The 22,636-nt window shown below is 61.4% G+C and carries 20 protein-coding genes; 18 read left to right on the top strand and 2 right to left on the bottom strand.

Going from position 1 to position 22,636, the window contains the following annotated elements; all coding sequences use genetic code 11:
• The first annotated feature begins 357 nt into the window (after positions 1-357).
• The 11 genes from J2Y39_RS21010 to J2Y39_RS20960 all read left to right on the top strand — a co-directional run bounded on the left by J2Y39_RS21010 (position 358) and on the right by J2Y39_RS20960 (position 14,127).
• The gene (locus J2Y39_RS21010) at positions 358-1,710 is read left to right on the top strand and encodes a TolC family outer membrane protein (protein WP_095181152.1); all 1,353 of its coding nucleotides are present in this window, start codon (positions 358-360) and stop codon (positions 1,708-1,710) included.
• 33 nt (positions 1,711-1,743) lie between these two features.
• Entirely contained in the window at positions 1,744-3,900 is a 2,157-nt protein-coding gene (locus J2Y39_RS21005) for a type I secretion system permease/ATPase (RefSeq protein WP_051600365.1), read from the top strand.
• Positions 3,890-5,257, top strand: coding sequence for an HlyD family type I secretion periplasmic adaptor subunit (locus J2Y39_RS21000; protein WP_024011116.1), 1,368 nt, complete (start codon positions 3,890-3,892; stop codon positions 5,255-5,257). The genes J2Y39_RS21005 and J2Y39_RS21000 overlap by 11 nt, the downstream gene beginning before the upstream one ends.
• Before the next feature lie 333 nt (positions 5,258-5,590).
• Positions 5,591-6,487: a TauD/TfdA family dioxygenase gene (locus J2Y39_RS20995; protein WP_236168266.1), complete on the top strand. Its 897-nt coding sequence runs from the start codon at positions 5,591-5,593 to the stop codon at positions 6,485-6,487.
• A 17-nt stretch (positions 6,488-6,504) separates the two neighbouring features.
• Positions 6,505-7,365, top strand: a complete 861-nt coding sequence (locus J2Y39_RS20990) for an ABC transporter ATP-binding protein (protein WP_310219475.1) — start codon at positions 6,505-6,507, stop codon at positions 7,363-7,365.
• 20 nt (positions 7,366-7,385) lie between these two features.
• The gene (locus J2Y39_RS20985) at positions 7,386-8,252 is read left to right on the top strand and encodes an ABC transporter permease (RefSeq protein ID WP_041477414.1); all 867 of its coding nucleotides are present in this window, start codon (positions 7,386-7,388) and stop codon (positions 8,250-8,252) included.
• Between the two features lie 174 nt (positions 8,253-8,426).
• Positions 8,427-9,344: a LysR family transcriptional regulator gene (locus J2Y39_RS20980; protein ID WP_310219473.1), complete on the top strand. Its 918-nt coding sequence runs from the start codon at positions 8,427-8,429 to the stop codon at positions 9,342-9,344.
• 224 nt (positions 9,345-9,568) lie between these two features.
• Positions 9,569-11,107, top strand: coding sequence for an MFS transporter (locus tag J2Y39_RS20975; protein ID WP_310219471.1), 1,539 nt, complete (start codon positions 9,569-9,571; stop codon positions 11,105-11,107).
• Positions 11,108-11,134: 27 nt separating this feature from the next.
• Positions 11,135-12,202, top strand: coding sequence for an HlyD family secretion protein (locus J2Y39_RS20970; RefSeq protein WP_095181148.1), 1,068 nt, complete (start codon positions 11,135-11,137; stop codon positions 12,200-12,202).
• Positions 12,199-13,794: an efflux transporter outer membrane subunit gene (locus J2Y39_RS20965; protein WP_310219468.1), complete on the top strand. Its 1,596-nt coding sequence runs from the start codon at positions 12,199-12,201 to the stop codon at positions 13,792-13,794. Before J2Y39_RS20970 ends, J2Y39_RS20965 begins: the two co-directional genes overlap by 4 nt.
• A 78-nt stretch (positions 13,795-13,872) precedes the next feature.
• Complete coding sequence (locus tag J2Y39_RS20960; RefSeq protein ID WP_130887562.1) at positions 13,873-14,127, top strand: DUF2789 domain-containing protein; 255 nt, start codon at positions 13,873-13,875, stop codon at positions 14,125-14,127.
• Here J2Y39_RS20960 and J2Y39_RS20955 read toward each other — a convergent pair.
• Both J2Y39_RS20955 and J2Y39_RS20950 read right to left on the bottom strand, forming a co-directional pair.
• The gene (locus tag J2Y39_RS20955; protein ID WP_016772268.1) at positions 14,115-14,396 is read right to left on the bottom strand and encodes a type II toxin-antitoxin system RelE/ParE family toxin; all 282 of its coding nucleotides are present in this window, start codon (positions 14,394-14,396) and stop codon (positions 14,115-14,117) included. The genes J2Y39_RS20960 and J2Y39_RS20955 overlap by 13 nt on opposite strands.
• On the bottom strand, positions 14,393-14,671 hold the full coding sequence (locus J2Y39_RS20950; RefSeq protein ID WP_016772267.1) for a hypothetical protein: 279 nt from the start codon (positions 14,669-14,671) through the stop codon (positions 14,393-14,395). Before J2Y39_RS20950 ends, J2Y39_RS20955 begins: the two co-directional genes overlap by 4 nt.
• 195 nt (positions 14,672-14,866) lie before the next feature.
• Here J2Y39_RS20950 and J2Y39_RS20945 point away from each other — a divergent pair, with 195 nt between their 5' ends.
• From J2Y39_RS20945 to J2Y39_RS20915, 7 genes are all read left to right on the top strand, one after another.
• Positions 14,867-15,295, top strand: coding sequence for a MarR family winged helix-turn-helix transcriptional regulator (locus tag J2Y39_RS20945; protein ID WP_016772266.1), 429 nt, complete (start codon positions 14,867-14,869; stop codon positions 15,293-15,295).
• Complete coding sequence (locus J2Y39_RS20940; RefSeq protein WP_236168260.1) at positions 15,292-17,355, top strand: FUSC family protein; 2,064 nt, start codon at positions 15,292-15,294, stop codon at positions 17,353-17,355. Before J2Y39_RS20945 ends, J2Y39_RS20940 begins: the two co-directional genes overlap by 4 nt.
• Positions 17,352-17,561, top strand: coding sequence for a DUF1656 domain-containing protein (locus tag J2Y39_RS20935; RefSeq protein WP_016772264.1), 210 nt, complete (start codon positions 17,352-17,354; stop codon positions 17,559-17,561). Before J2Y39_RS20940 ends, J2Y39_RS20935 begins: the two co-directional genes overlap by 4 nt.
• Complete coding sequence (locus J2Y39_RS20930; protein ID WP_310219465.1) at positions 17,558-18,445, top strand: HlyD family secretion protein; 888 nt, start codon at positions 17,558-17,560, stop codon at positions 18,443-18,445. The genes J2Y39_RS20935 and J2Y39_RS20930 overlap by 4 nt, the downstream gene beginning before the upstream one ends.
• Positions 18,442-19,884 carry an efflux transporter outer membrane subunit gene (locus J2Y39_RS20925; protein ID WP_073471477.1) on the top strand — a complete coding sequence of 481 codons (1,443 nt, stop codon included), beginning with the start codon at positions 18,442-18,444 and terminating at the stop codon, positions 19,882-19,884. The genes J2Y39_RS20930 and J2Y39_RS20925 overlap by 4 nt, the downstream gene beginning before the upstream one ends.
• A gap of 93 nt (positions 19,885-19,977) precedes the next feature.
• Positions 19,978-20,613, top strand: coding sequence for an NADH:ubiquinone oxidoreductase subunit N (locus J2Y39_RS20920; protein ID WP_150742987.1), 636 nt, complete (start codon positions 19,978-19,980; stop codon positions 20,611-20,613).
• 291 nt (positions 20,614-20,904) lie between these two features.
• Positions 20,905-22,410 carry a YdgA family protein gene (locus J2Y39_RS20915; protein WP_310219463.1) on the top strand — a complete coding sequence of 502 codons (1,506 nt, stop codon included), beginning with the start codon at positions 20,905-20,907 and terminating at the stop codon, positions 22,408-22,410.
• Positions 22,411-22,636 lie beyond the last annotated feature (226 nt).

The following is a 22,636-nucleotide window of genomic DNA, read 5'->3' as shown; positions in this document are numbered from 1 at the left end:
GACTCTCCGGGGTGTCACATTCAGTTGACTTCCATGGACCTGACGGGCGTCGGCGCCACTTCAGTCTGGACGTACTTTCTATAAATGGATAACTTATTGACGTTGTATTTCCGTCAATAATCTGGCTATAAATTATCGCGATTAACTTTATGCCAAACTATTGACCTTCTGGGAGCCATCCTAAACAATCGCCCCACTAATGTCACATTGATATTTCCGCGGCGACCTGTCCTTCAGCCTGTCATCCAGTTCCTGTTTTGAACTTTCCGACATACGGTCTTTCGGGTTGCCATCATCCGACGCAGCACCACGTTTCTGCTGTGATTCAAGACAAGAAGTTCCGGGAAAATTCCAACCATGCGTTCGCTTTTGCTCCTTGCCGCTCCCTTCGCTCTCGCCGCCTCTTTTGTACAAGCACAATCCTTACCAGAAGCCATGCAACAGGCGCTGGATGTCCATCCGGAGATTCAGGCGGGGGTCAATAGTCGATTGGCGGCGGATTATCAGTTAAAGGCTGCGAAAGGGGGATACCTGCCCAAGGTCGATCTGCTGGGCGGTTATGGCCGTGAAGGCACTGACAGTGTGACCACGAGAGCGAACGGTGGAAGCAATCACTGGGAGACGTTGAACCGCAGCGAGTCAAGTTTACGTCTCTCGCAAATGGTTTTTGACGGTTTCGCGACGTCTAACGAAGTTGCGCGTCAACAAGCCAACGTCAGCTCCCGTGCTTACTCGCTGCTGGGTACTTCCGAGCGTACTGCACTGACCGTCGCCCAGGTGTATCTGGACGTGCTGACCCGTCGCGAATTCGTGCGTCTGGCCGAGGAGAACCTCAAGAGCCACCAGCGCATCTACGACCAGATCCAGTTGCGCACCCAGCGCGGCGTCGGCAGCGGTGCCGACCTCGATCAGGCCGAAGCCCGTATGGCCCAGGCCCGCAACAATCTGATCACCGAACAGACCAACCTCGCCGACGCGGAAACCAACTTCCTCAGCGCCGTCGGCCAGATGCCCGACCAGCTCGAGCGCCCGGCGCCGTTCATGGCGATGATGCCGGCCAACCTCAATGAAGCCCGCGCGCAAATGCTGGAAAACAGCCCGATCCTGCGTTCCGCCGAGTCGGACATCGCCGCTGCCGAGAAGCAGTTCGCCACCGCCAAATCGACCTTCTACCCGCGTTTCGACGCCGAACTGGGCCGCTCCGCCGACAACGATCTCGATGGTCAGAACGGCCACAACAACGAATGGCAGGCCATGCTGCGCATGCGTTTTAACCTGTATTCCGGCGGCAGCAACAAGGCCGATCTGGAATCCAAGTCGTACCTGGCCAACCAGGCGCTGGACATCCGCAACAACGCCCTGCGTCAGTTGAATGAAGAGCTCGGCCTCGCCTGGAACGCGCTGAACAATGCCAACGCCCAAGTGCCGATCGCCCAGCAATACGTCGATCGCAGCACCTCGGTGCGTACCGCCTACCAGCGTCAATTCAGCCTCGGCGAACGCACCCTGCTGGATTTGCTCGACAGCGAAAACGAACTGTTCACCGCCTCGCGGCGTCTGGCGGAAATCAAGAACATTCAGTTATTTACTCAGTACCGAATCAAGGCGACCATGGGCCAATTGCTCAAAAGCCAGGGAGTGGTCGCGCCGTTGGCATCCGTTGTGCAGAACGACGTGAAGCCCAAGGTCCAGCTGCCTGGGATGAACTGAGTTATCCCTTCCAACTGTTAAAGAGTGTCGAGCGTGGAATCAGAAGTCAGTCGAGTTCAACTCAGCCATGATCCACGCGCGTTGCATGACGATCCGTTGCTGGATGGTCTGCTCGCCCTGTGCATGCTGCACCAGAAGCCTGCCAGCGCGGCGATGCTGACCACCGGCCTGCCGCTGCCCAAACAACGTTTGAGTGTCGAGTTGCTGCCGCGCGCAGCGGCTCGCGCCGGGCTGCAGGGGCGAGTGTTGCAGCGCAAACTCGAAGAAATTCCGGCGATCGCCATGCCCGCGCTGTTGCTGCTCAAGGATGGCCGCAGCGCCGTTCTGCTCGGCTGGCAGGGCGACAACGAAGCACGAGTGCTGCTCAGCGAAAGCGATGGCGGCGAATCGGTGGTCAGCCGCGAACTGCTGAGCGACGATTACACCGGCAAAGTGTTCTTCGCCCAGCCGCAGCACAAATTCGACGTCAATCACGGCACGCTGATCCCGCGTGCACGCTCGTGGTTTCGCGACACCCTCAAGCGTTCGCGCTGGCTGTATGCCGATGCGATCGCCGCCAGTTTCCTGATCAACATCATCGCCATGGCCGCACCGCTGTTCGTGATGAACGTCTACGACCGCGTAGTACCGAACCAGGCCGAAGCAACCCTGTGGGTGCTGGCGCTGGGCATCACCGGCGCTTACATCTTCGACTTGATCCTCAAGAGCCTGCGCAGCCTGTGCCTGGATCTGGCCGGGAAGAAAACCGACCTGATCATCTCCGCCACGCTGTTCGAGCGCATTGTCGGCATGGCGATGAAATACCGCCCGGCGCGGGTCGGTAGTTTTGCCCAGAACATCCATGAGTTTCAGAGCCTGCGCGACTTTCTCGCGTCGCTGACCCTGACCAGTCTGATCGACCTGCCGTTCACCATCCTGATTTTCATCGTCATCGCCATTCTCGGCGGGCATCTGGTGTGGATTCCGGTGCTGGCGTTCCCGATTGCCCTGCTGATCGGCTACGCCTTGCAGAAGCCGTTGATCGCGACCATGGAACGCACCATGGCGCTGGGCGCCGAGCGCCAGTCGAGCCTGATCGAAACCCTCGCCGGTCTGGATGCGGTCAAGGTCAACAACGCCGAAAGCGAGCGCCAGTATCAGTGGGAGCAGACCATCGGCACCCTCAGCCGCCTAGAGCTGCGAGTGAAAATGCTCTCCGGTCTGGCGATGAACATCACCTTGCTGATCCAGCAACTGGCCGGGGTGATCATGATCGTCTTCGGCGTGTACCAGATCATCGCCGGCAACCTGAGCATGGGCGGGCTGATTGCCTGCTACATGCTCAGTGGTCGTGCGCTGAGCCCGCTGGCGTCGCTGTCCGGCCTGCTCACGCGCTATCAACAGGCGCGGGTGACCATGACTTCGGTCGACCAGATGATGGAGCTGCCGCAGGAGCGCAATTTCGAAGAGCGCCCGCTGAGCCGCAAGGTTTTGCAGGGTGCGATCGAATGCCGTCAGCTCAGCTTCACCTACCCGGACCAGCAGAACCCTGCGCTGAAGAACATCAACCTGGTCATCCGTCCCGGCGAGAAGATCGGCATCATCGGCCGCAGCGGCTCGGGCAAGAGTTCGCTGGCGAAACTGCTGGTGGGCCTGTACCAACCGGACGACGGTGCCTTGCTGGTCGACGGCGTGGACATCCGCCAGATCGACGTCAGCGAACTGCGCTACAACATCGGCTACGTACCGCAGGACATCCAGCTGCTGTCCGGCACCCTGCGTGACAACCTGGTGTCCGGCGCGCGTTACGTCGAAGACGAGCTGGTGCTGCAAGCCGCCGAACTGGCCGGCGTCCACGAATTCGCCCGTCTGCACCCGCAAGGCTACGAACTGCAAGTCGGCGAGCGCGGGCAGAACCTTTCCGGCGGCCAGCGGCAAAACGTCGCCCTGGCCCGGGCGCTGTTGCTCAATCCGCCGATTCTGCTGATGGATGAGCCAACCAGTGCGATGGACAACACCGGCGAAGAACGCCTCAAGCAACGCCTCGCAGCAGTGATTGAAAACAAGACCGTGGTGCTGGTCACGCACCGGGCATCGCTGTTGTCGCTGGTCGATCGCCTGCTGGTGATCGATCGCGGGCAGATTCTCGCCGACGGCCCGAAAGCCGCCGTGATGGAAGCGTTGAAGAAGGGGCAGATCAGTGTTGCTTAAGTCCGGTGTCAAGGAGTCGATCCGTCGCTACTTCAAGGGCTCTGCCTCGCTGCAGGGCCAGCCGCTGCCAGAGGTCAACAAGGCGCTGATCGAAGACGCCCCGCGCGTCGTGCGCCTGACCATCTGGGCGATCATCGGCTTCTTCGTGTTCCTCATGCTCTGGGCCAACTTCGCCGTAATCGACGAAGTGACCAAGGGCGACGGCAAGGCGATTCCGTCGTCGAAGATCCAGAAAATCCAGAACCTGGAGGGCGGTATCGTCTCCGAGCTGTTCGTCAAGGAAGGCCAGATCGTCGAGGCCGGCGCGCCGCTGATTCGTCTCGACGACACGCGTTTTGCCTCCAACGTCGGCGAAACCGAGGCTGATCGCCTGTCGATGCTGCTGCGGGTCGAGCGTCTGAGCGCGGAAGTCGATGATCGTCCGCTGAACTTCCCCGAGGACGTACTCAAAGCCGTGCCGGGTCAGGCGAAAAGCGAAGAGTCGCTGTACATCAGCCGTCGTCAGCAACTGCACGACGAAATCGGCGGCCTGCAGGAGCAATTGATCCAGCGCCAGCAAGAGCTGCGTGAGTTCAGCTCCAAGCAGGCGCAGTACCGTCAGCAACTCGGCTTGCAGCGTCAGGAAATCAACATGTCCGAGCCGCTGGTGGCGCAGGGCGCGGTCTCGCCGGTGGAAGTGTTGCGCCTCAAGCGTGCCGAAGTGGAAACCCGTGGCCAGCTCGACGCGACCACGCTGGCCATTCCGCGCGCCGAATCGGCGATCAAGGAAGTGCAGCGCAAGATCGACGAAACCCGCGGCAAATTCCGCAGCGAAGCGCTGACCCAACTCAACGAAGCGCGCACCGATCTGAACAAGGCCCAGGCCACCGGCAAGGCGCTGGAAGACCGCGTCAGCCGTACGCTGGTTACCTCACCCGTGCGGGGTATCGTCAACAAGTTGCTGGTCAACACTATCGGCGGTGTGATCCAGCCGGGCAGCGACATGGTCGAAATCGTGCCGCTGGACGACACCCTGCTGGTCGAAGCCAAGATCCGCCCGCAGGACATCGCGTTCCTGCATCCGGGTCAGGAAGCGATCGTCAAATTCACCGCCTATGACTACACGATTTACGGCGGCCTGAAGGCACAGCTGGAGCAGATCGGTGCGGACACCATCACCGACGAAGACAAGAAAACCACCTACTACGTGATCAAAGTGCGCACCGAGCGCAGCCACTTGGGCACGGATGAAAAGCCTTTGCTGATCATTCCCGGGATGGTCGCTTCGGTGGATATCATCACTGGCAAGAAATCGGTGTTGAGCTATTTGCTCAAGCCGATCATTCGGGCGCGGGCTGAAGCGTTGCACGAGCGCTAGATCTTCGGCGCTGGTGACGGCCTATTCGCGAGCAGGCTCGCTCCCACAGGAGATTGCATTCCAACTGTGGGAGCGAGCCTGCTCGCGAAGGCGTCCTCCGAAGCGCTACATATCCGTCGGTAAGTGACACAAATGGTCACCCACCCCCTCACCATTCGCCATATCGTTATTCATTAACGGTATTTAATTTCCAGTTTTTATAGCTATAAAGTCTCCCACCTGCGTACCTGCCGACCAATCGGCGCGCCGCACGACCTGAACCGACACGCAATCCAGCGTGAGTGTCTGATCGACGAGCGCGGCCATGAGCGCGCCGTGCGTGGGAGATGATTGATGTCCGCCGCTACTGCCACCGAAAGCGCCGCAACTGTCGCGCCGCAAATCTTCGAAATTCGCCCCTTCAGCGGTGCCGTCGGCGCCGAGATCGTTGGCCTCGACCTGCGCCGGCCGGTCAATGATCAGGACTTCGCGCGGATTCACCGCGCGCACCTGGATTTCCACGTCGTGGTCTTCCGCGATCAGCAGATTACCCCGCAACAGCAAATCGATTTCAGCCGCCGTTTCGGCGTGTTGCAGATCCATGTGCTCAAGCAGTTCCTGCTGGCCAATCACCCGGAAATCCTCATCGTTTCCAACATTATCGAGAACGGCCAGAACATCGGTCTCGGTGACGCCGGCAAGTTCTGGCATTCCGATCTCTCCTATAAAGAGCTGCCAAGTCTCGGCTCGATGCTGCACGCCCAAGAGCTGCCCGCCGAGGGCGGCGACACGCTGTTCGCCGACATGCACAAAGCCTGGGACGACTTGCCCGCTGCCTTGCGCACTGCGGTCGAAGGACGTTCCGCTGCGCATTCCTATACCGCGCGCTACAGCGAAACCAAGTTCGAAGGTAACTGGCGCCCGACCCTGACCCCGGAACAACTGGCTCAGGTCGCCGAAGTGGTGCATCCGGTGGTGCGCACCCATCCGGAAAACGGCCGCAAAGCCTTGTTCGTCAGCGAAGGCTTTACCACGCGCATCGTCGGCTTGCCGGAAGACGAAAGTCGTCAGCTGCTCGGCGAACTCTTCGCTCACAGCGTGCTGCCGCAAAATATCTACCGCCATCAATGGGAGCCGCATGATCTGGTGTTCTGGGACAACCGCTCGCTGATCCACCTCGCCGCCGGCTGCCCCGCGCATCTGCGCCGCAAGTTGTATCGCACGACCATCCAGGGCGACGCGCCTTTCTGATTTGCCGGAGATCGATCATGAACGCCCCTTTGCCAGGCCGCGCGGTCAGCAACCCGATCGCCCACAGCGAAGCGTTGCTGGCCGTCGATCACGTCAGCCTCGAATACCGCACGCCGCAGCGAGTGGTGCGCGCTACCCATCAAGTCAGTTTCGCCGTCGACCCGGCTGATCGGTTCGTCCTGCTCGGCCCGTCCGGTTGCGGTAAATCGACCTTGCTCAAAGCGGTCGCCGGATTCATCCAGCCCTGCGAAGGCGAGATCCGCCTGCAAGGCCAGCGCGTCGATGCGCCGGGGCCGGACCGCATTGTGGTGTTTCAGGAATTCGACCAGTTGCCGCCGTGGAAAACCGTGAAGCAGAACGTGATGTTCCCGCTGCTGGCCTCGCGCACCTTGAACAAGAAAGACGCCGAAGAGCGTGCGCTGCACTACCTGGAAAAGGTCGGTCTGGCAGCGTTCGCCGACGCCTATCCACACACCTTGTCCGGCGGCATGAAGGCGCGGGTGGCGATCGCCCGGGCGTTGGCCATGCAACCAAAAATTCTTTTGATGGACGAACCCTTCGCTGCACTCGATGCGTTGACCCGCCGCAAGATGCAGGAGGAATTGCTGCTGCTCTGGGAAGAGGTTCGTTTCACCCTGCTGTTCGTTACTCATTCGATCGAAGAAGCCCTGGTGGTGGGCAATCGCATCCTCTTGTTGTCGCCACATCCGGGGCGGGTGCGCGCCGAAGTGCACAGCCATCAATACGATCTGCACAGCCTCGGCGGCGTGGCGTTTCAGGCGTCGGCGCGGCGCATTCATCGTCTGCTGTTCGATGAGGGCCAGGCGCCGGAGACCGAACGTGATCACGATTTCAACGACATTCGCATCGCCTATTGAGCGGCCAGGAGGACTACCCGATGAGCCATTCATCATCCGTGCGTGAAGAATTCGAAACCGTGCTCGAGCCGCTGACCGCAGTGCCGGTCGAGCGCGAGTTGCCGCTTGGCACGCGCCTGTGGCAACAGGGCTGGTTGCGCAAAAGCCTGATCCTGATTGTGCTGGCGATCATCTGGGAGGTGGTCGCGCGGATTCAGAACAATGACCTGATGCTGCCGAGTTTTCTGCAAACCGCGCAGGCCCTGTTCGACGGGCTGCTCAGTGGCGAGCTGCTGGCCAAGGTCTGGATCTCGCTGGTGGTGCTGATCAAGGGCTACCTGATCGGCATCGTCCTCGCGTTCGCCCTGACGACACTGGCGGTCTCGACCCAGTTGGGACGTGATCTGCTCAGCACCATGACTTCGATGTTCAATCCGTTGCCGGCGATTGCCCTGCTGCCGCTGGCGCTGCTCTGGTTCGGCTTGGGGCAGAACAGTCTGATTTTCGTGCTGGTGCATTCAGTGTTGTGGGCGTTGGCGCTGAACACCTATGCCGGATTTCTCGGTGTGTCCGAGACGCTGCGCATGGCCGGGCGCAACTATGGCCTCAAGGGTTTGCGCCTTGTGTTGTTCATCCTGATCCCGGCGGCACTCCCGTCGATTCTCGCCGGTTTGAAGATTGGCTGGGCGTTTGCCTGGCGTACGTTGATCGCGGCCGAATTGGTGTTTGGCGCGACCAGCGGCAAGGGCGGGCTGGGCTGGTACATCTTCCAGAATCGCAATGAGCTGTACACCGACAAGGTGTTTGCCGGGTTGGCGGTGGTGATCCTGATTGGCCTGTTGGTGGAAAATCTGGTGTTTGCCACCCTCGAGCGCGTGACCGTCAAGCGCTGGGGTATGCAGCGCTGAGGTCTTCGTTGGCTGGGCCGGCCTCTTCGCGAGCAGGCTCGCTCCCACATGAGAACGCATTCCAGGGTGGGAGCGAGCCTGCTCGCGAAGAGGCCAGCGCTGGCATCGTCACTCTTTAGGGATGTTTGTTAGCATTGTGCCCGGATCAATCCAGATCGGCCAAGAGTGCTCAGCATGCAACTCCCGGACATGAACCTTTTGGTCGCCCTCGATGCCTTGCTCGACGAGGGCAGTGTGGTCGGCGCGGCGCGGCGGATGAACCTCAGCCCGGCGGCCATGAGCCGCACGCTGATGCGGATTCGCGAAGCCATCGGCGATCCGATTCTGGTGCGCGCCGGGCGTGGCCTGGTGCCGACCCCCAAAGCCCTCGAACTGCGCGAACAGGTGCGCGACGTGGTCGAGCAGGCGGCGCTGCTGTTTCGTTCCGCCGACAGCGTCGAGCTAGGCACCTTGCGTCGACGTTTCAGCATTCGCGCCAATGATTTCTTCGTCGGCGTTTACGGCGGCAAGCTGTTCGACACCCTCGACCAACTCGCCCCGCATTGCGAATTGCGCTTCGTCCCGGAAGGCGATGGCGACGATGAGGCGCTGCGCGAAGGACGCATCGATCTGAGCGTCAGCAACACCCGTCCGCTCACGCCGGAGGTTAAGGTACAGAACCTGTTCTCCACGCATTTCGTCGGCTTGGTGCGCGAGAACCATCCTTTGCTCGACGGCGAAATCACGGCCGAGCGCTACGCCGGTTTTTCCCACATCAGCATGTCGCGGCGTGGCATCGCTCGCGGCCCGATCGACACGGCGTTGAATGCGTTGGGGCTGGAGCGCCGGGTGGCGGTGATCGCGCCGAGCTTCCACGCGGCGATGTTTGCCTTGCCCGACTCCGACCTGATCCTGCCGGTGCCCAAAGAAGCCCTGCTCAGCGTGCGGCGGCTGGGCCTGAAACTGCGTTCGTTCGACCTGCCGATTCCGCTGCCCATGCTCATGCTGACCCAGGCCTGGCACCCGCGCTTCGACAAGGACCCGGCCCACCGCTGGCTGCGTGAAACCCTCAAGACCTGCTGCGATGAAACGTGGCTGGCGGCACAGCCGTAAATCATCAGGCACCATCGAATCCCTGTGGGAGCGAGCCTGCTCGCGAAGGCGTCGAGTCAGTCACCTCAATGGCGGCTGGTCCTCCGCTTTCGCGAGCAGGCTCGCTCCCACATAGGCATTCACCGTTGTGTCTGATGCACTTATAACCTGCCAATAAGTCAATTTTCGTCAGCATCAAGCCCCACTAAAATGCTCCGGTATTTCACCCCCGGAGCTTTTCATTCATGACATCCCTGACGGTCTCGGCGCCTCTCGCCGCGACCAGCCCGGCGACGGCGGCTGCGCCACCGGTGTTCGGGGCGCGGATCATCATTGGTCTGGTCGGCGTGCTGTTGGCCGTGCTGGTCTCGGGCCTCAACGAGATGGTCACCAAAGTCGCACTCGCCGATATTCGCGGCGCGCTGCACATCGGCTACGACGAAGGCACCTGGCTGGTCGCCAGCTACACCGCCACGTCGGTCGCAGCCATGGCCTTCGCGCCGTGGTGTGCGGTGACCTTCTCGCTGCGCCGCTTCACGCTGTGCGCCATCGGTCTTTTTACCGTGCTCGGCGTGCTGTGCCCGTTCGCGCCTAATTACGAAAGTCTGCTGCTGATGCGCATCCTCCAGGGCCTCGCCGGTGGTGCATTGCCGCCGATGCTGATGACCGTCGCGCTGCGCTTTCTCCCGGCCAACATCAAACTCTACGGACTGGCCGGCTACGCACTAACAGCGACATTCGGGCCAGGTCTCGGCACGCCGTTGGCCGGTCTGTGGACTGAATACATCGGCTGGCAATGGACCTTCTGGCAGATCATCGTGCCGTGCCTGATCGCCATGGCCGCAGTGGCTTACGGATTGCCCCAGGATCCGCTGCGCTTGGAGCGCTTCAAATCGTTCAACTGGAAAGGCCTGCTGCTGGGCTTTCCAGCGATCTGCATGCTGGTGATCGGTCTGTTGCAGGGCAATCGGCTGGACTGGTTCGAGTCGAATCTGATCTGTGGATTACTCGGTGCCGGTTCGCTGCTGCTGGTGGCTTTTATGATCAATGAATGGTCGCAGCCGATTCCGTTTTTCAAGCTGCAAATGCTCGGCATCCGCAACCTGTTGTTCGCCCTGATCACCCTCGCCGGGGTGTTGATCGTGCTGCTGGCGGTGGTGTTGATTCCGTCGAGTTATCTGGCGCAGGTGCAGGGTTATCGTCCAGCGCAAACCGCGCCGATCATGCTCATTGCCGCGCTGCCGCAGCTGATTGCGCTGCCATTGGTGGCGGCGCTATGCAACTTGCGCTGGGTCGATTGTCGCTGGGTGCTCGGCATGGGTCTGAGCATGCTCGCGCTGTCCTGCCTCGGCGGTTCGCACCTGACTTCGGCGTGGATTCGCGATGATTTCTACGTCCTGCAATGGCTGCAGATTTTCGGCCAGCCGATGGCGGTGTTGCCGCTGCTGATGTTGTCGACCGGCAGTATCACGCCGATGGAAGGGCCGTTCGCGTCGGCGTGGTTCAACACCGTCAAAGGTCTCGCCGCAGTGGTCGCCACCGGCGTGATCGAAGCGCTGACCACCGCGCGCCTGCATTTCCATTCGACCATGTTGGTCGACAGCCTGGGCAATTCGCCGCTGGCCGATCACAGCGATCCGGGCCTCGCTCACCGCGTGCACGAGCAGGCGGTGGTGCTGACTTCGTCCGATTTGTACCTGTGCATGGCTGGCGTCGCCGTGGCGTTGATCCTGCTGATTTTCTGGCTGCCGACGCGGATTTATCCGCCGCGCGCGCCGACCTGATCGCTGTACTGAAACTGAAGGTTTTTTATGACTCAATCCAAGCAAAAACTCGCGGTGGCCGTGGCTGCCGCGCTGGCGGTGGGCGTGCTGGTGTACCTGGCGATGCCCGGGCTGTTCGGCCAACGCACCGAGCAGACCACCAATGACGCCTTCGTCTCCGCCGACTACACGCTGGTGGTGCCGCGCGTGGCCGGGTTCATCAAGCAGGTGCTGGTCGAAGACAACCAGCAGGTCAAGGCCGGGCAATTGTTGGCGCTGATCGATGACCGTGATTTGCGCGCAGCGGCGGAAGCGGCGGACGCGCAAACCCTGGTCGCGCGGGCGCAATTGCAGAACGCCAATGCGACCCTTGAGCGGCAGGCGTCGCTGATCGCTCAGGCGCAGGCCGCTGTGGTCTCGGCCAAAGCGCAAATGGCCTTTGCGCAGCAGGAACTGAACCGCTACAACCACCTCGCCGGAGTCGGTGCCGGCACCGTGCAGAACGCGCAACAGGCGCGCACGCGCATTGATCAGGCTTCGGCGCGTCTCGACACCGCGACGGCGAAACTGGCGGCCGAACGCAAACAAGTCGAAATCCTCACTGCCCAGCGCAACGCCGCTGAAGGCAATCTGAAACACGCGCAGGCGGCGTTGGAAATCGCCAGTTTCAACCTCTCTTACACGCGCATTACCGCGCCGCAGGACGGCATGATCGGCGAGCGCGCGGTGCGTGTCGGTGCCTACGTCACCCCGGGCAGCAAACTGTTGGCGGTGGTGCCGTTGCAGCAGGCTTATGTGGTCGCCAATTTTCAGGAAACCCAGTTGACCGACGTGCAGCCGGGTCAGGATGTGCAAGTGCGGGTCGACAGCTTGGGCGGCGAAGCCCTGACCGGCCGCGTCGAGAGCATTGCGCCGGCAACTGGCGTGACCTTTGCGGCGGTGAAGCCGGATAACGCGACGGGCAACTTCACCAAGGTTGTGCAGCGGATTCCGGTGAAGATCATGCTGGAGCCGGGCCAGCCACTGGCTGAGCGGTTGCGGGTGGGGATGTCGGTCGAGGCGAGTATTGATACCGCCAGCTCAAAGGCGTCCGGGCGCGAGGTGACGCAGCGATGATCGGTGTTGAATCGGTTGGCCTCATCGCTGGCAAGCCAGCTCCCACAGGGGTCATTGGCAGGCTGAACCATTTTGCACAACCTGCACAATCCTTGTGGGAGCTGGCTTGCCAGCGATGGCGGCATAGGCAGCAGCTCACCCTGAGTGCCTTGCTTGCAGTCAGCCTCAGCGCTTGTACCGTCGGCCCGGACTTCCAGAAACCCGAAGCCCCTCAGCCTGCCGACTGGGCCAAACCGAGCCAATCCGCCCCGAGCCAGGCCGTCAGCGAACCCCTGAACGAACACTGGTGGGAAACCTTTCAGGACACGCAACTTTCCGCGCTCACCCAACTGGCGCTGAACAACAACCTCGACCTGCAACTGGCCAGCAGCCGCCTGCAACAAAGCCGCGCCGCGCGCCAGGTGATCACCGCCGAGCGTTATCCGAACAGCGCCGCCACCGGCAGCTACGCACGTAAACGCAACAGTGGCAAAGGCTTGAACGATCCATCGGGAAATAACGGCGATGAGGCTTTCAACCTGTGGGATGCCGGCTTCTCGGCGTCATGGGAACTGGACTTCTGGGGCCGCGTGCGCCGTGAAACCGAAGCCGCTGATGCCAATCTCGAAGTGGCAGAAAACGACCGTCGTGACGTACTGCTGACCGTGCTCGCCGACACCGCGCAAAACTACATTCAGCTGCGCGGCGTGCAGAACACCCGCGCCGTCACCGAGCAGAACCTCGACGTCGCTCGCCACAGCCTGAAACTCTCGCAGCTGCGGCTGGCCGATGGCGTGGCGACCGACCTGGACGTCGCCGAAGCCGCCGCGCAAGTCGCCGCCATCGAGGCACGGCTGCCGGCGCTCGAGCAGCGTCAGGCGCAACTGATCAACGCGATCAGTCTGTTGATGGGCGAGCCACCGCAAGCTCTCGCTCAAACGTTATCCACAGACGCGGCAGTACCGCAGTCACCACTGCAAGTCGCCATCGGCCTGCCGTCGCAATTGGCCGAACGCCGCCCCGATATCCGCCAGGCCGAAGCGCGTCTGCACGCCGCCACCGCCAACATCGGCGTGGCCAAGGGCGATTTCTATCCGCGCATCACCCTGTCCGGCAACCTCGGTTCACAGGCCATGCAGCTGAGCGATTTCGGTTCATGGGGCTCGCGTGCCTTTGCCATCGGCCCGCAATTCAGCTTGCCGTTGTTCGACGGCGGACGCCTGCGCGGTATGTTGCAACTGCGTGAAGCCCAACAGCGGGAAGCGGCCATCGCCTACCAGCAAACCGTGCTGCGCGCCTGGCATGAAATCGATGATCAACTGACCGCCTACAACGCCAGCCAGCGCCGTCGCGACAGCCTCGCCGAAGCCGTGCGCCAGAACCAGATCGCCCTGCGCACCGCGCAACAGCAATACGTCGAAGGCGTGGTCGATTTCGTCAACGTCCTCACCGTGCAGAGCGCCTTGCTCGCCACGCAGGAGCAATGGGTGGAAAGCTCGACCGGCGTTTCCCTGGCGATGGTCGGTTTGTACAAGGCGTTGGGCGGCGGATGGCAATCGGTCTATCCGTCAGCGCAACTGGCCGCAGGCTCGCCTGACGTCGCCAGACCCTGAACCCGCAGCGCCAGCTATGATCAACTCCATTGCAGCAAACGGCGCAACGCCGGACCTGAATTGCAGAGGAGTTGCATCATGGAAAATCCGCAGCACAGCCTACCGGCCCTGTTCAAACAACTCGGCCTCGATGACGATCCGACCGGCATCGACAAATTCATCGCCAGCCATTCGCCGCTCAAACCGGAATTGCATCTGGCTGACGCGTTTTTCTGGACGGAAAGTCAGGCGCAGTTTCTGCGCGAGGAGATTCTGGATGATGCGGATTGGGCGGAGGTGGTGGATCAGTTGAATGTGATGTTGCGCAAGGGGCGGGCTGATTACTTCGGCTGAGGCCAAGTCCGTGCCGTATGCACCAGCGCCATGATCCAGACGGCATCTCTCTCCGTTTGATAGACAAGACGGTAACTGGGATGCGGAATCAGCTCACGCGTACCGGCAATGATGCCGGCACGGCCAATCAACGGATTGTCGGAAAGGCGATGAACCGCTTCGCTGAAGCGCAGATCCATTTCGATGGCCGCTCTTGGGTTGGCGGCCTGCAAGTAGTCCCAAATGTCTGCACGATCCTGTGCGGCGGCTGGCGTCCATATGATTTTCATAGGTGATCTTCTGCCTGCCTGCGCTTTGCCGCGAACGCTGCTTCTACGTCTTCGTTGTTCAATCCGTCTCCGGCACGTACGGATTCCCGAGCGATTTCAACCTTGCGTTGCAGGAACGCTTCATATTCGCGGGCCTCTCGCTGGGTTTGAACATACTGACGCATCATGTCTCGCATGATTTGCGACGCCGGCCGGTGTGCCGCTTCGGCTTCCGCCATGAACTCCTCCCGCAGTTCCGGCTCCAGTTTCATTGTGAAAACGGCTTGTTTTGACATGTTGGGCTCCTGAATTTGGTGATGACAACATATATACCTTGTCAGTATCGAAGGAGGTAGCTTTGAGTCAGATAGGGCGACTAACGGAGAGATTTGTTTCAAAACTTGACTGAAATTCCCATCCAGTGCGATATTGATAGTTAGCAAACTAACAGTGTCCGTTATCCCGTGTCCGATTCCCTCGACAGTCTCCAGATGAACATCAGCAGCGCCATGGTGGTGGCCGCCCGGCATTGGCGGAAGATCTGCCAGACCACGCTGGTCAATTACGGAATTTCCGAAGCCTGCGCCGTGCCCTTGTTGATGATCGGGCGTTTGGGCGAGGGCGTGCGTCAGGTGCAAGTCGCCCAGGCTGCGGGGATGGAGAGTCCTTCACTGGTGCGTTTGCTCGATCAGCTGTGCCACGCCGGTTACGTCTGTCGCACCGAAGATGCCCAGGATCGCCGCGCCAAGTGCCTGAGCCTGACCGATACCGGTCGCGAGCTGGTACAGGCGGTGGAGGCTGAGCTGGTGCGCTTGCGTCATGAGGTGCTGGAAGGCATCGAGCGCAGTGATCTGGAAGCTACGCTTCGGGTACTGAGGGCTTTTGAGGCGGCGAGTTCGCCTGTGGTGGTCAATTCTTGAACGGTTTTTTCACTGGCATGCCGCCGGCCCGTGACTGGTTTTACGGGGTTCGTACCTTTGCAGCGTCGATGATTGCGCTGTACATCGCCTTGCTCATGCAAATGCCGCGTCCGTATTGGGCGATGGCCACGGTGTATATCGTCTCCAGCCCGTTTCTCGGCCCGACCAGCTCCAAAGCGCTTTACCGCGCGGCCGGTACATTTCTCGGCGCAGCGGCGGCGGTGCTGTTCGTGCCGATGTTCGTGCAGAGCCCGTATGTGCTGGTGGTGGTGATCGCGTTGTGGACCGGCATTCTGCTGTTCATGTCCCTGCATCTGCGCACCGCCAACAGCTATGCGCTGATGCTGGCCGGTTACACCTTGCCGCTGATTGCCCTGCCGGTGGTCGATAATCCGCTGGCGGTGTGGGACGTGGCCGAGGCGCGTACCGAAGAGATTTTCCTTGGCATCGCCGTCGCTGCGGTGGTCGGTGCGATGTTCTGGCCGCGACGCCTGGCGCCGGTGTTCAATGATGCCGTGAGCAAATGGTTCGCCGATGCGACGAGCTACAGCCTGAAGTTTCTCAGCCGCGATGTGCAGCCGGAAGAAGTCACCGCGCTGCGCATGGCCATGGTCGCCAATTTCAACAGCCTCGAGTTGATGATCGGCCAGTTGCCCCACGAAGGCGCGCGGCCACAAACCGTGCGCAACACCAAGGAATTGCGCGGGCGCATGATCCATCTGTTGCCGGTGATCGATGCCCTTGAGGATTCGCTGTACGCCCTCGAACGTCGCACCCCGGAACTGGTGGAAAAATTCCAGCCGTTGCTGACCGCGACCCGGGAATGGCTGGGCCACGCGGACGCCAATCTCGAGCGCTGGCAAGCACTGAGAGATCAACTCGACGCGTTGCAACCGAGCGCCGAAGCGCTGGAGGAGCGCAAGCAGTTGCTGTTCTCCAATGCGATTTACCGCCTCGGTGAATTCATCGATCTGTGGCAGGACTGCCGCAGCCTGCAGGATGCGATTCTGTGCGAGCGCCAGGACAGCTGGCGCGCGGTGTACCGGCATTGGCGCCTGGGCCGGTTGACGCCGTTCATCGATCGCGGGCTGATGCTGTACTCGGTGGCCTCGACCATTCTGGCGATCATCGTTGCTTCGGTGCTGTGGATCCTGCTCGGCTGGCCGGACGGCGGCAGCGCGGTGATTCTGGCGGCGGTGGCGTGCAGCTTCTTTGCCTCGATGGACGACCCGGCGCCGCAGATTTACCGGTTCTTTTTCTGGACCGGGATGTCGGTGCTGTTTGCCAGTCTTTACCTGTTTCTGATTCTGCCCAACCTGCACGATTTCCCGATGCTGGTGCTGGCGTTTGCCGTGCCGTTCATTTGCATCGGTACGCTGACCGTGCAGCCGCGTTTCTACCTCGGCATGCTGCTGACGCTGGTCAATACCTCGTCGTTCATCAGTATTCAGGGTGCCTACGACGCGGACTTTTTCGCCTTCGCCAACTCCAATCTGGCTGGACCGCTGGGGCTGTTGTTCGCCTTCATCTGGACGCTGGTAGCGCGGCCATTCGGTGCCGAACTGGCGGCCAAGCGTCTGACCCGATTCAGCTGGAAAGACATCGTCAGCATGACCGAACCGGCCAGCCTCGCCGAGCATCGGCAGTTGGGCGTGCAGTTGCTCGATCGGCTGATGCAGCACCTGCCGCGTCTGGCCCTGACCGGTCAGGACACCGGCATCGCCATGCGTGAAGTGCGTGTCGGTCTGAACATGCTCGATCTGCTTGCCTACACCCCGCGCGTCACCGGCGCGCCAAACGCCCTGCTGCGACAAGTGGTGGGCGAGGTCGGCGAGTATTTTCGCGCCTGCCTCAAAGCCGACGAACGCCTGCCGGCACCGAGCGGTCTGCTGATGACCCTCGATCGCACGCGCCGTGCGCTCAACGGCCAGGGTGACGATGAAACCCGTCTGCACCTGTTGCACGCCTTGAGCGGTCTGCGTCTGGCCTTGCTGCCCGGCGTCGAGTTCGTCTCCAGCGCCGAGCCCGAAGAACCGCTGCCCGATGGAGCGCCCCTATGATCGGTGATCTGGATATCAGCGGCATCTTCCTGCCGACCCTGCTGGTGCTGATGGGCATCACTTACGTGCTGTTTTTGTTGGTGCATGGCGTGCTGCAACGCCTGCATTTTTACCGTCTGGTCTGGCACCGGGCATTGTTCAACGTGGCGCTCTACGCCGTGCTGCTGTACGGCGTGGACTCACTCAGTCGATACCTGATGACATGAAAAAACCGTTTCTGACCATCGGTCGCGTGGTTCTGACCCTGCTGATCGTGACTTTTGCCGTTGTCCTCGTCTGGCGCATGGTGATGTATTACATGTTCGCGCCGTGGACCCGAGACGGCCACATTCGTGCCGACATCATCCAGATCGCTCCGGACGTGTCCGGGCTGATCCAGCAGGTCGAGGTAAAGGACAACCAGTTGATCAAGCGCGGTCAGGTGCTGTTCAGCATCGACCAGGATCGCTTCAAACTGGCTCTGCGCCAGGCCAAGGCCGCCGTTGCCGATCGCGAAGAAACCCTCGCCCAGGCGCAGCGTGAAGCCAAGCGTAACCGTGGCCTCGGTAACCTGGTGCCGGCCGAACAACTGGAAGAAAGCCAGTCGCGCGTCGCCCGTGCGCAGTCGGCATTGGCCGAAGCCTTGGTGGCGATCGACAGTGCACAGCTCAACCTCGATCGCTCGGTGATCCGCAGCCCGGTCGATGGTTACGTCAACGACCGCGCGCCGCGTCCGCAGGAGTTCGTCACCGCCGGGCGCCCGGTGTTGTCGGTGGTCGACAGCAACTCCTTTCACATCGACGGCTATTTTGAAGAAACCAAACTCGACGGCATCCACGTCGGGCAATCGGTGGATATCCGCGTGATCGGCGACCGCGCCAGGTTGCGCGGGCATGTCGAAAGTATCGTCGCCGGCATCGAAGACCGCGACCGCACCAGCGGCAGCAACCTGCTGCCCAACGTCAACCCGGCGTTCAGTTGGGTGCGCCTGGCACAGCGGATTCCGGTGCGCATCGCATTCGATGATGTACCGGCCGACTTCCGCATGATTGCCGGGCGTACCGCCACCGTGTCGATCATCGACGACCAGCATGAGGAGTCGCAGCCATGAGCAGGGCCTGGTTGATCGCCGGGTTGGGCGTGATGCTCTCGGCCTGTCAGATGGTCGGCCCGGATTATCAGGTGCCCGCCGACGCGGCGGTGCAGCGCAAGGATATTCAGGGTGAGCTGGCAGTCGCCGGCAAACCGGTGGTCTCGGCGCCGGTGCCGGCGGACTGGTGGCGGCTGTATAAAGACCCGCGCCTCGATCAACTGGTACAGCAGGCCATGGCTTCCAACACCGATTTGCGTGTAGCGGCGGCGAACCTGTCGCGGGCACGTGCTCAGGTGGATGAAGCCGAGGCCGCTGGTGGGTGGAGCGGCGGGGTGAAAATGGGTGCGCAACGTCTGCAGGAGTCCGGTCAGGCGTTCCTGCTGCCGGAAAAAGTCCCGGTGGCCAACATCGCCGATATCGGCATCAGCGCTTCGTATCAGTTCGACCTGTGGGGCACCTTGCAACGCGGCATCGAAGCGGCCAAAGCCAATGCCGATGCGACTCAGGCCGCAGCCGACACTGCGCGCATCACCTTGGTGGCGGACGTGGTTCGCGCCTATACGCAAGTCTGCGCAGCCAATGAAGAGCGGGAAATCGCCGAGCATTCTCTCGACCTGCAATCGCAGAGCACCACGCTGATCCAGCGTCTACGTGACGCCGGGCGTGGTGACGAGACCCAGGTCACCCGTTCGCAGACCCAATTCAAATCCCTGCGCGCCGACTTGCCGCGTTATGAAGCGGCGCGTCAGGCCGGGCTGTTCCGTCTGTCGATGCTGCTGGCCAAACCGGTCGAGCAGTTGCCGGCAGGTACAGCCAGTTGCGCCGAGTTGCCGAAGATCGCGCAACTGGTGCCGGTCGGTGACGGCGCTGCGCTGCTCAAGCGCCGTCCCGACATTCGTCAGGCTGAACGGCGCCTCGCGGCGGCAACCGCCGGCATCGGCATTGCCACCGGCGAGCTGTACCCGGACATCAGCATCGGCGCGACCATCGGCACCGTCGGCATCATTGATGACCTTGGCGACCCGTCGACCAACCGCTGGGGCTTCGGCCCGTCGCTGAGCTGGAAAGTACCGACCAACGGCGCCCGCGCGCGCATCCGTGAAGCCGAGGCCAACACTCAAGGCGCGCTAGCGCATTTCGACGGCGTGGTGCTCAACGCCATCCGCGAGACCCAGACCGGTCTGGCCCAGTACAGCGCGCTGCTGCAACGCCGCGATGCGCTGGCCGAAGCCGAGCAGTCGGCCAAGCTCGCCGCCGAGCAGACGCACCGCTTCTTCCAGGCCGGCCGCGAGTCGTTCCTTGCCGACCTGCAAGCAACCCGCACCTACACCGATGTCACCGCGCAACTGGCCGCCGCCAACACCCAGGTCGCAATGAGCCAGATCGATTTGTTCCTCGCCCTGGGCGGTGGCTGGGAAAGCGGACGAACGAACACCTCGAGCGCCAGCAAACCCTGAGGCCGTTGCTATGCTTTGAAGTGTTGGAGGGGCGCCCCATGCCAAGCGCTCCTGCAATGCACATTGCTCGTGCTGGCCCAGGGGAAACCAATAATGAAAAACCCTTACGCTCTCGGCTTCTGGTGCGCTCTGGTCGCACTGGTGCTGCTCTCGGCCACGTATTTCTACGGGATCATGCTGGCCCACCAGATCGACACGGCAATGGTTTTCCTCGACAGCGCCGTTGCGTTGATCGCGGTGATGGCGATCGTCGTCGTCGCGTGGACCTCGATTCAGCTGCAACGGGTCAAGAAGCGCCAGCTCGAGCGCGGCAAGATGCTCGTGCTGATCTGGGACACCAAAGTCGCCCTGCGCCGGGTTGAAACCGTGTTCGACCGCTACTTCTGGGGCAGTTACTGGCAGCCCGGGCGAACCTTCGCCGAGGTCATGGGCGAGCTCACCGGCACGCCGCTGGAAAAGAGCCTCGAAGGGCTGAAGAAGCAATGCCTGGAACTCGACAAGCAGATCGCCGATGACGGCTGGCACTGGCTGAGCAACGCCCGCGAGCTGTCCGACGTCGCCACGGCCATGGCTCGTGAACGCTATCAGCTGGATTTCTGCGATGTGCGGGCGGATACCACCGGCGGAGCGGTGATCGATCGCGACTTCGAAGTGCTGGTGTATACCTGGACCGCGCGGCTGAAGAGCTTTGATCATCAGCTGGATGAAATCGAGGTTCAGTATTCCTGATTTGCTGTGAATCCACCGACCTCTTCGCGAGCAGGCTCGCTCCCACAGGTACAGCACTATCCTGGTGGGAGCGAGCCTGCTCGCGAAGAGGCCCGCAAAAACACCGAAACTCTTCGCTCCTGCCGACTGTCCATTCCCTCCATAGACACTCTTTAACCTTTAAACATTGGGCCGTCGCCCGCGCCCGGTGCTAATCTCCACCGCTTAATTGCGCACAGTCGAGCCGCGACCCGATCCCGGGTTCAAGGAAGACGACTTCATCCACAGCCACGGAAACCGATCAGGTCATTCATGAATAAATCAGCAGGCGTGCTTCTCGGAATTGTTGTTGCCATCGGCGCGATCAGCGCAGGCGGGGCCTGGTACACCGGGACCAAGATCGAAGGCGTACTGAACAACGCCGTCAGCAACGCCAACAAAGAGCTGCAGACCGCCATGGCCGGCTCCAACGGCACCGCGTCGCTGGAACTGGTGTCGCTGGAACGCCACACCTTCACCAGCACCGCGCACTATCGCCTCAAGGGCGAGGGCGAGATGTTCGGCGATGCCCCGGTCGAGTTGCTGTTCGTCGACCACATCGAACACGGCCCGCTGCCGTTCTCGCGTCTGGTCTCGCTGAAGTGGCTGCCGGTCATGGCCACCAGCAACTACGAGCTGGAAAAGAGCCCGTCCACGGAAAAATGGTTCGCCGCCACCAACGGCGCCGCGCCGCTCAAGGGCGTGACCAACATCGGCTACGACGAATCGACCACCAGCACCCTCAACCTGGTGCCGTTCGAAACCGCGCTGGATGAGCAGTCGAGCCTGAAGTTTTCCGGTCTGAGCATGGACATCGCCGCCAGCGCCCAGGCGCAGAAGGTCAAGGCCGACGGCTACATGGACAACCTGAAACTGGTCACCGTGTCGCAAGACCAGGCGCCGGTGCAGGTCGAGCTCAACGGTCTGACCCTGGCCAGCAACCTCACCAAGAGCAGCTACGGCTACTACACCGGGGAAAACACCCTGGAAGTGACCAGCAGCAAAACCACCTTCGGTGCCAAGCCGATGGTGCTGGGCGTGAAGAACTTCGAAATGAAGAACCGCACCGAAGAAAGCGGCAGCAACGCCTCGGGGCGTGCCGACTACAAAATCGGCGAAGTGACGCTCAACGACAAGAAAGTCGGTTCGGCGGCCATGGCCATGAGCCTGAAGAACCTCGACATTCCGTCGACCATGTCGCTGATGCAGATCTACCAGACCAAATTGCAGCCATACGAAAAAGCTGCCGCCGAGGCCGCCGCGCAGGGTTTGCCGGCACCGGAGCTGAATCTGACCGAAGCGGAAAACGCCCAGGTCAAAGCCGATCTGCAGAAGTTGCTGGCGGCCGGCCCGCAACTGGCGCTGGAGAACCTGTCGTTCAACACCGCCAACGGTGAAAGCCGCGCCAATCTGGTGATCGACCTGACCAAGCCGCAATCGATGGATCTGCCGCCGGATCAACTCGGCAAGCAACTGATCGCGCTGCTCGACCTGAACATTCAGGTATCCAAGCCGATGCTGGTCGATCTGCTCAGCGTGCAGGCGCAACTCGATGGCCAGACTGACGCCAAAGCCATCGTCGATCAGTCCAAGGAAGCGGCGGACATGTTCGCCGGCATGGCGGTCGGCTCGCAACTGGCTGTCGCCGACGGCACCAACGTGGTGACCAAACTGCATTACGCGGCCAATCAGGTCGAATTCAACGGCCAGAAGATGACCGTCGAGCAGTTCATCGGTTTCCTCATGAGCAAGTTTGCCGGCGTCACCCAAGAGCAATAAACCCAACCGCGCCCCCCCCAGACGCCCGGCCCCTGTGTGAACAGGCGCCGGGCGTTTTGCTGTACGGATTTTGTACAGATGGACCGATTCTGAACAAATATTGCGTTGTGAAAATTCGCTCTCGCTTGCGTGCAGACTGCCTCACCAAGCTTGGCCGAAGGCTGTTTTTGTCGGCCACCGTTACGAATGGGCAAGGAGGGCATTGCGACCCGGCTGGCCATGTAAG

This window comes from Pseudomonas sp. 2957, from assembly GCF_031456345.1.
GTDB lineage: Bacteria > Pseudomonadota > Gammaproteobacteria > Pseudomonadales > Pseudomonadaceae > Aquipseudomonas > Aquipseudomonas siliginis.
Note: the sequence above shows the minus strand (reverse complement) of the source record. Positions and strands in the feature narration are given on the sequence as shown.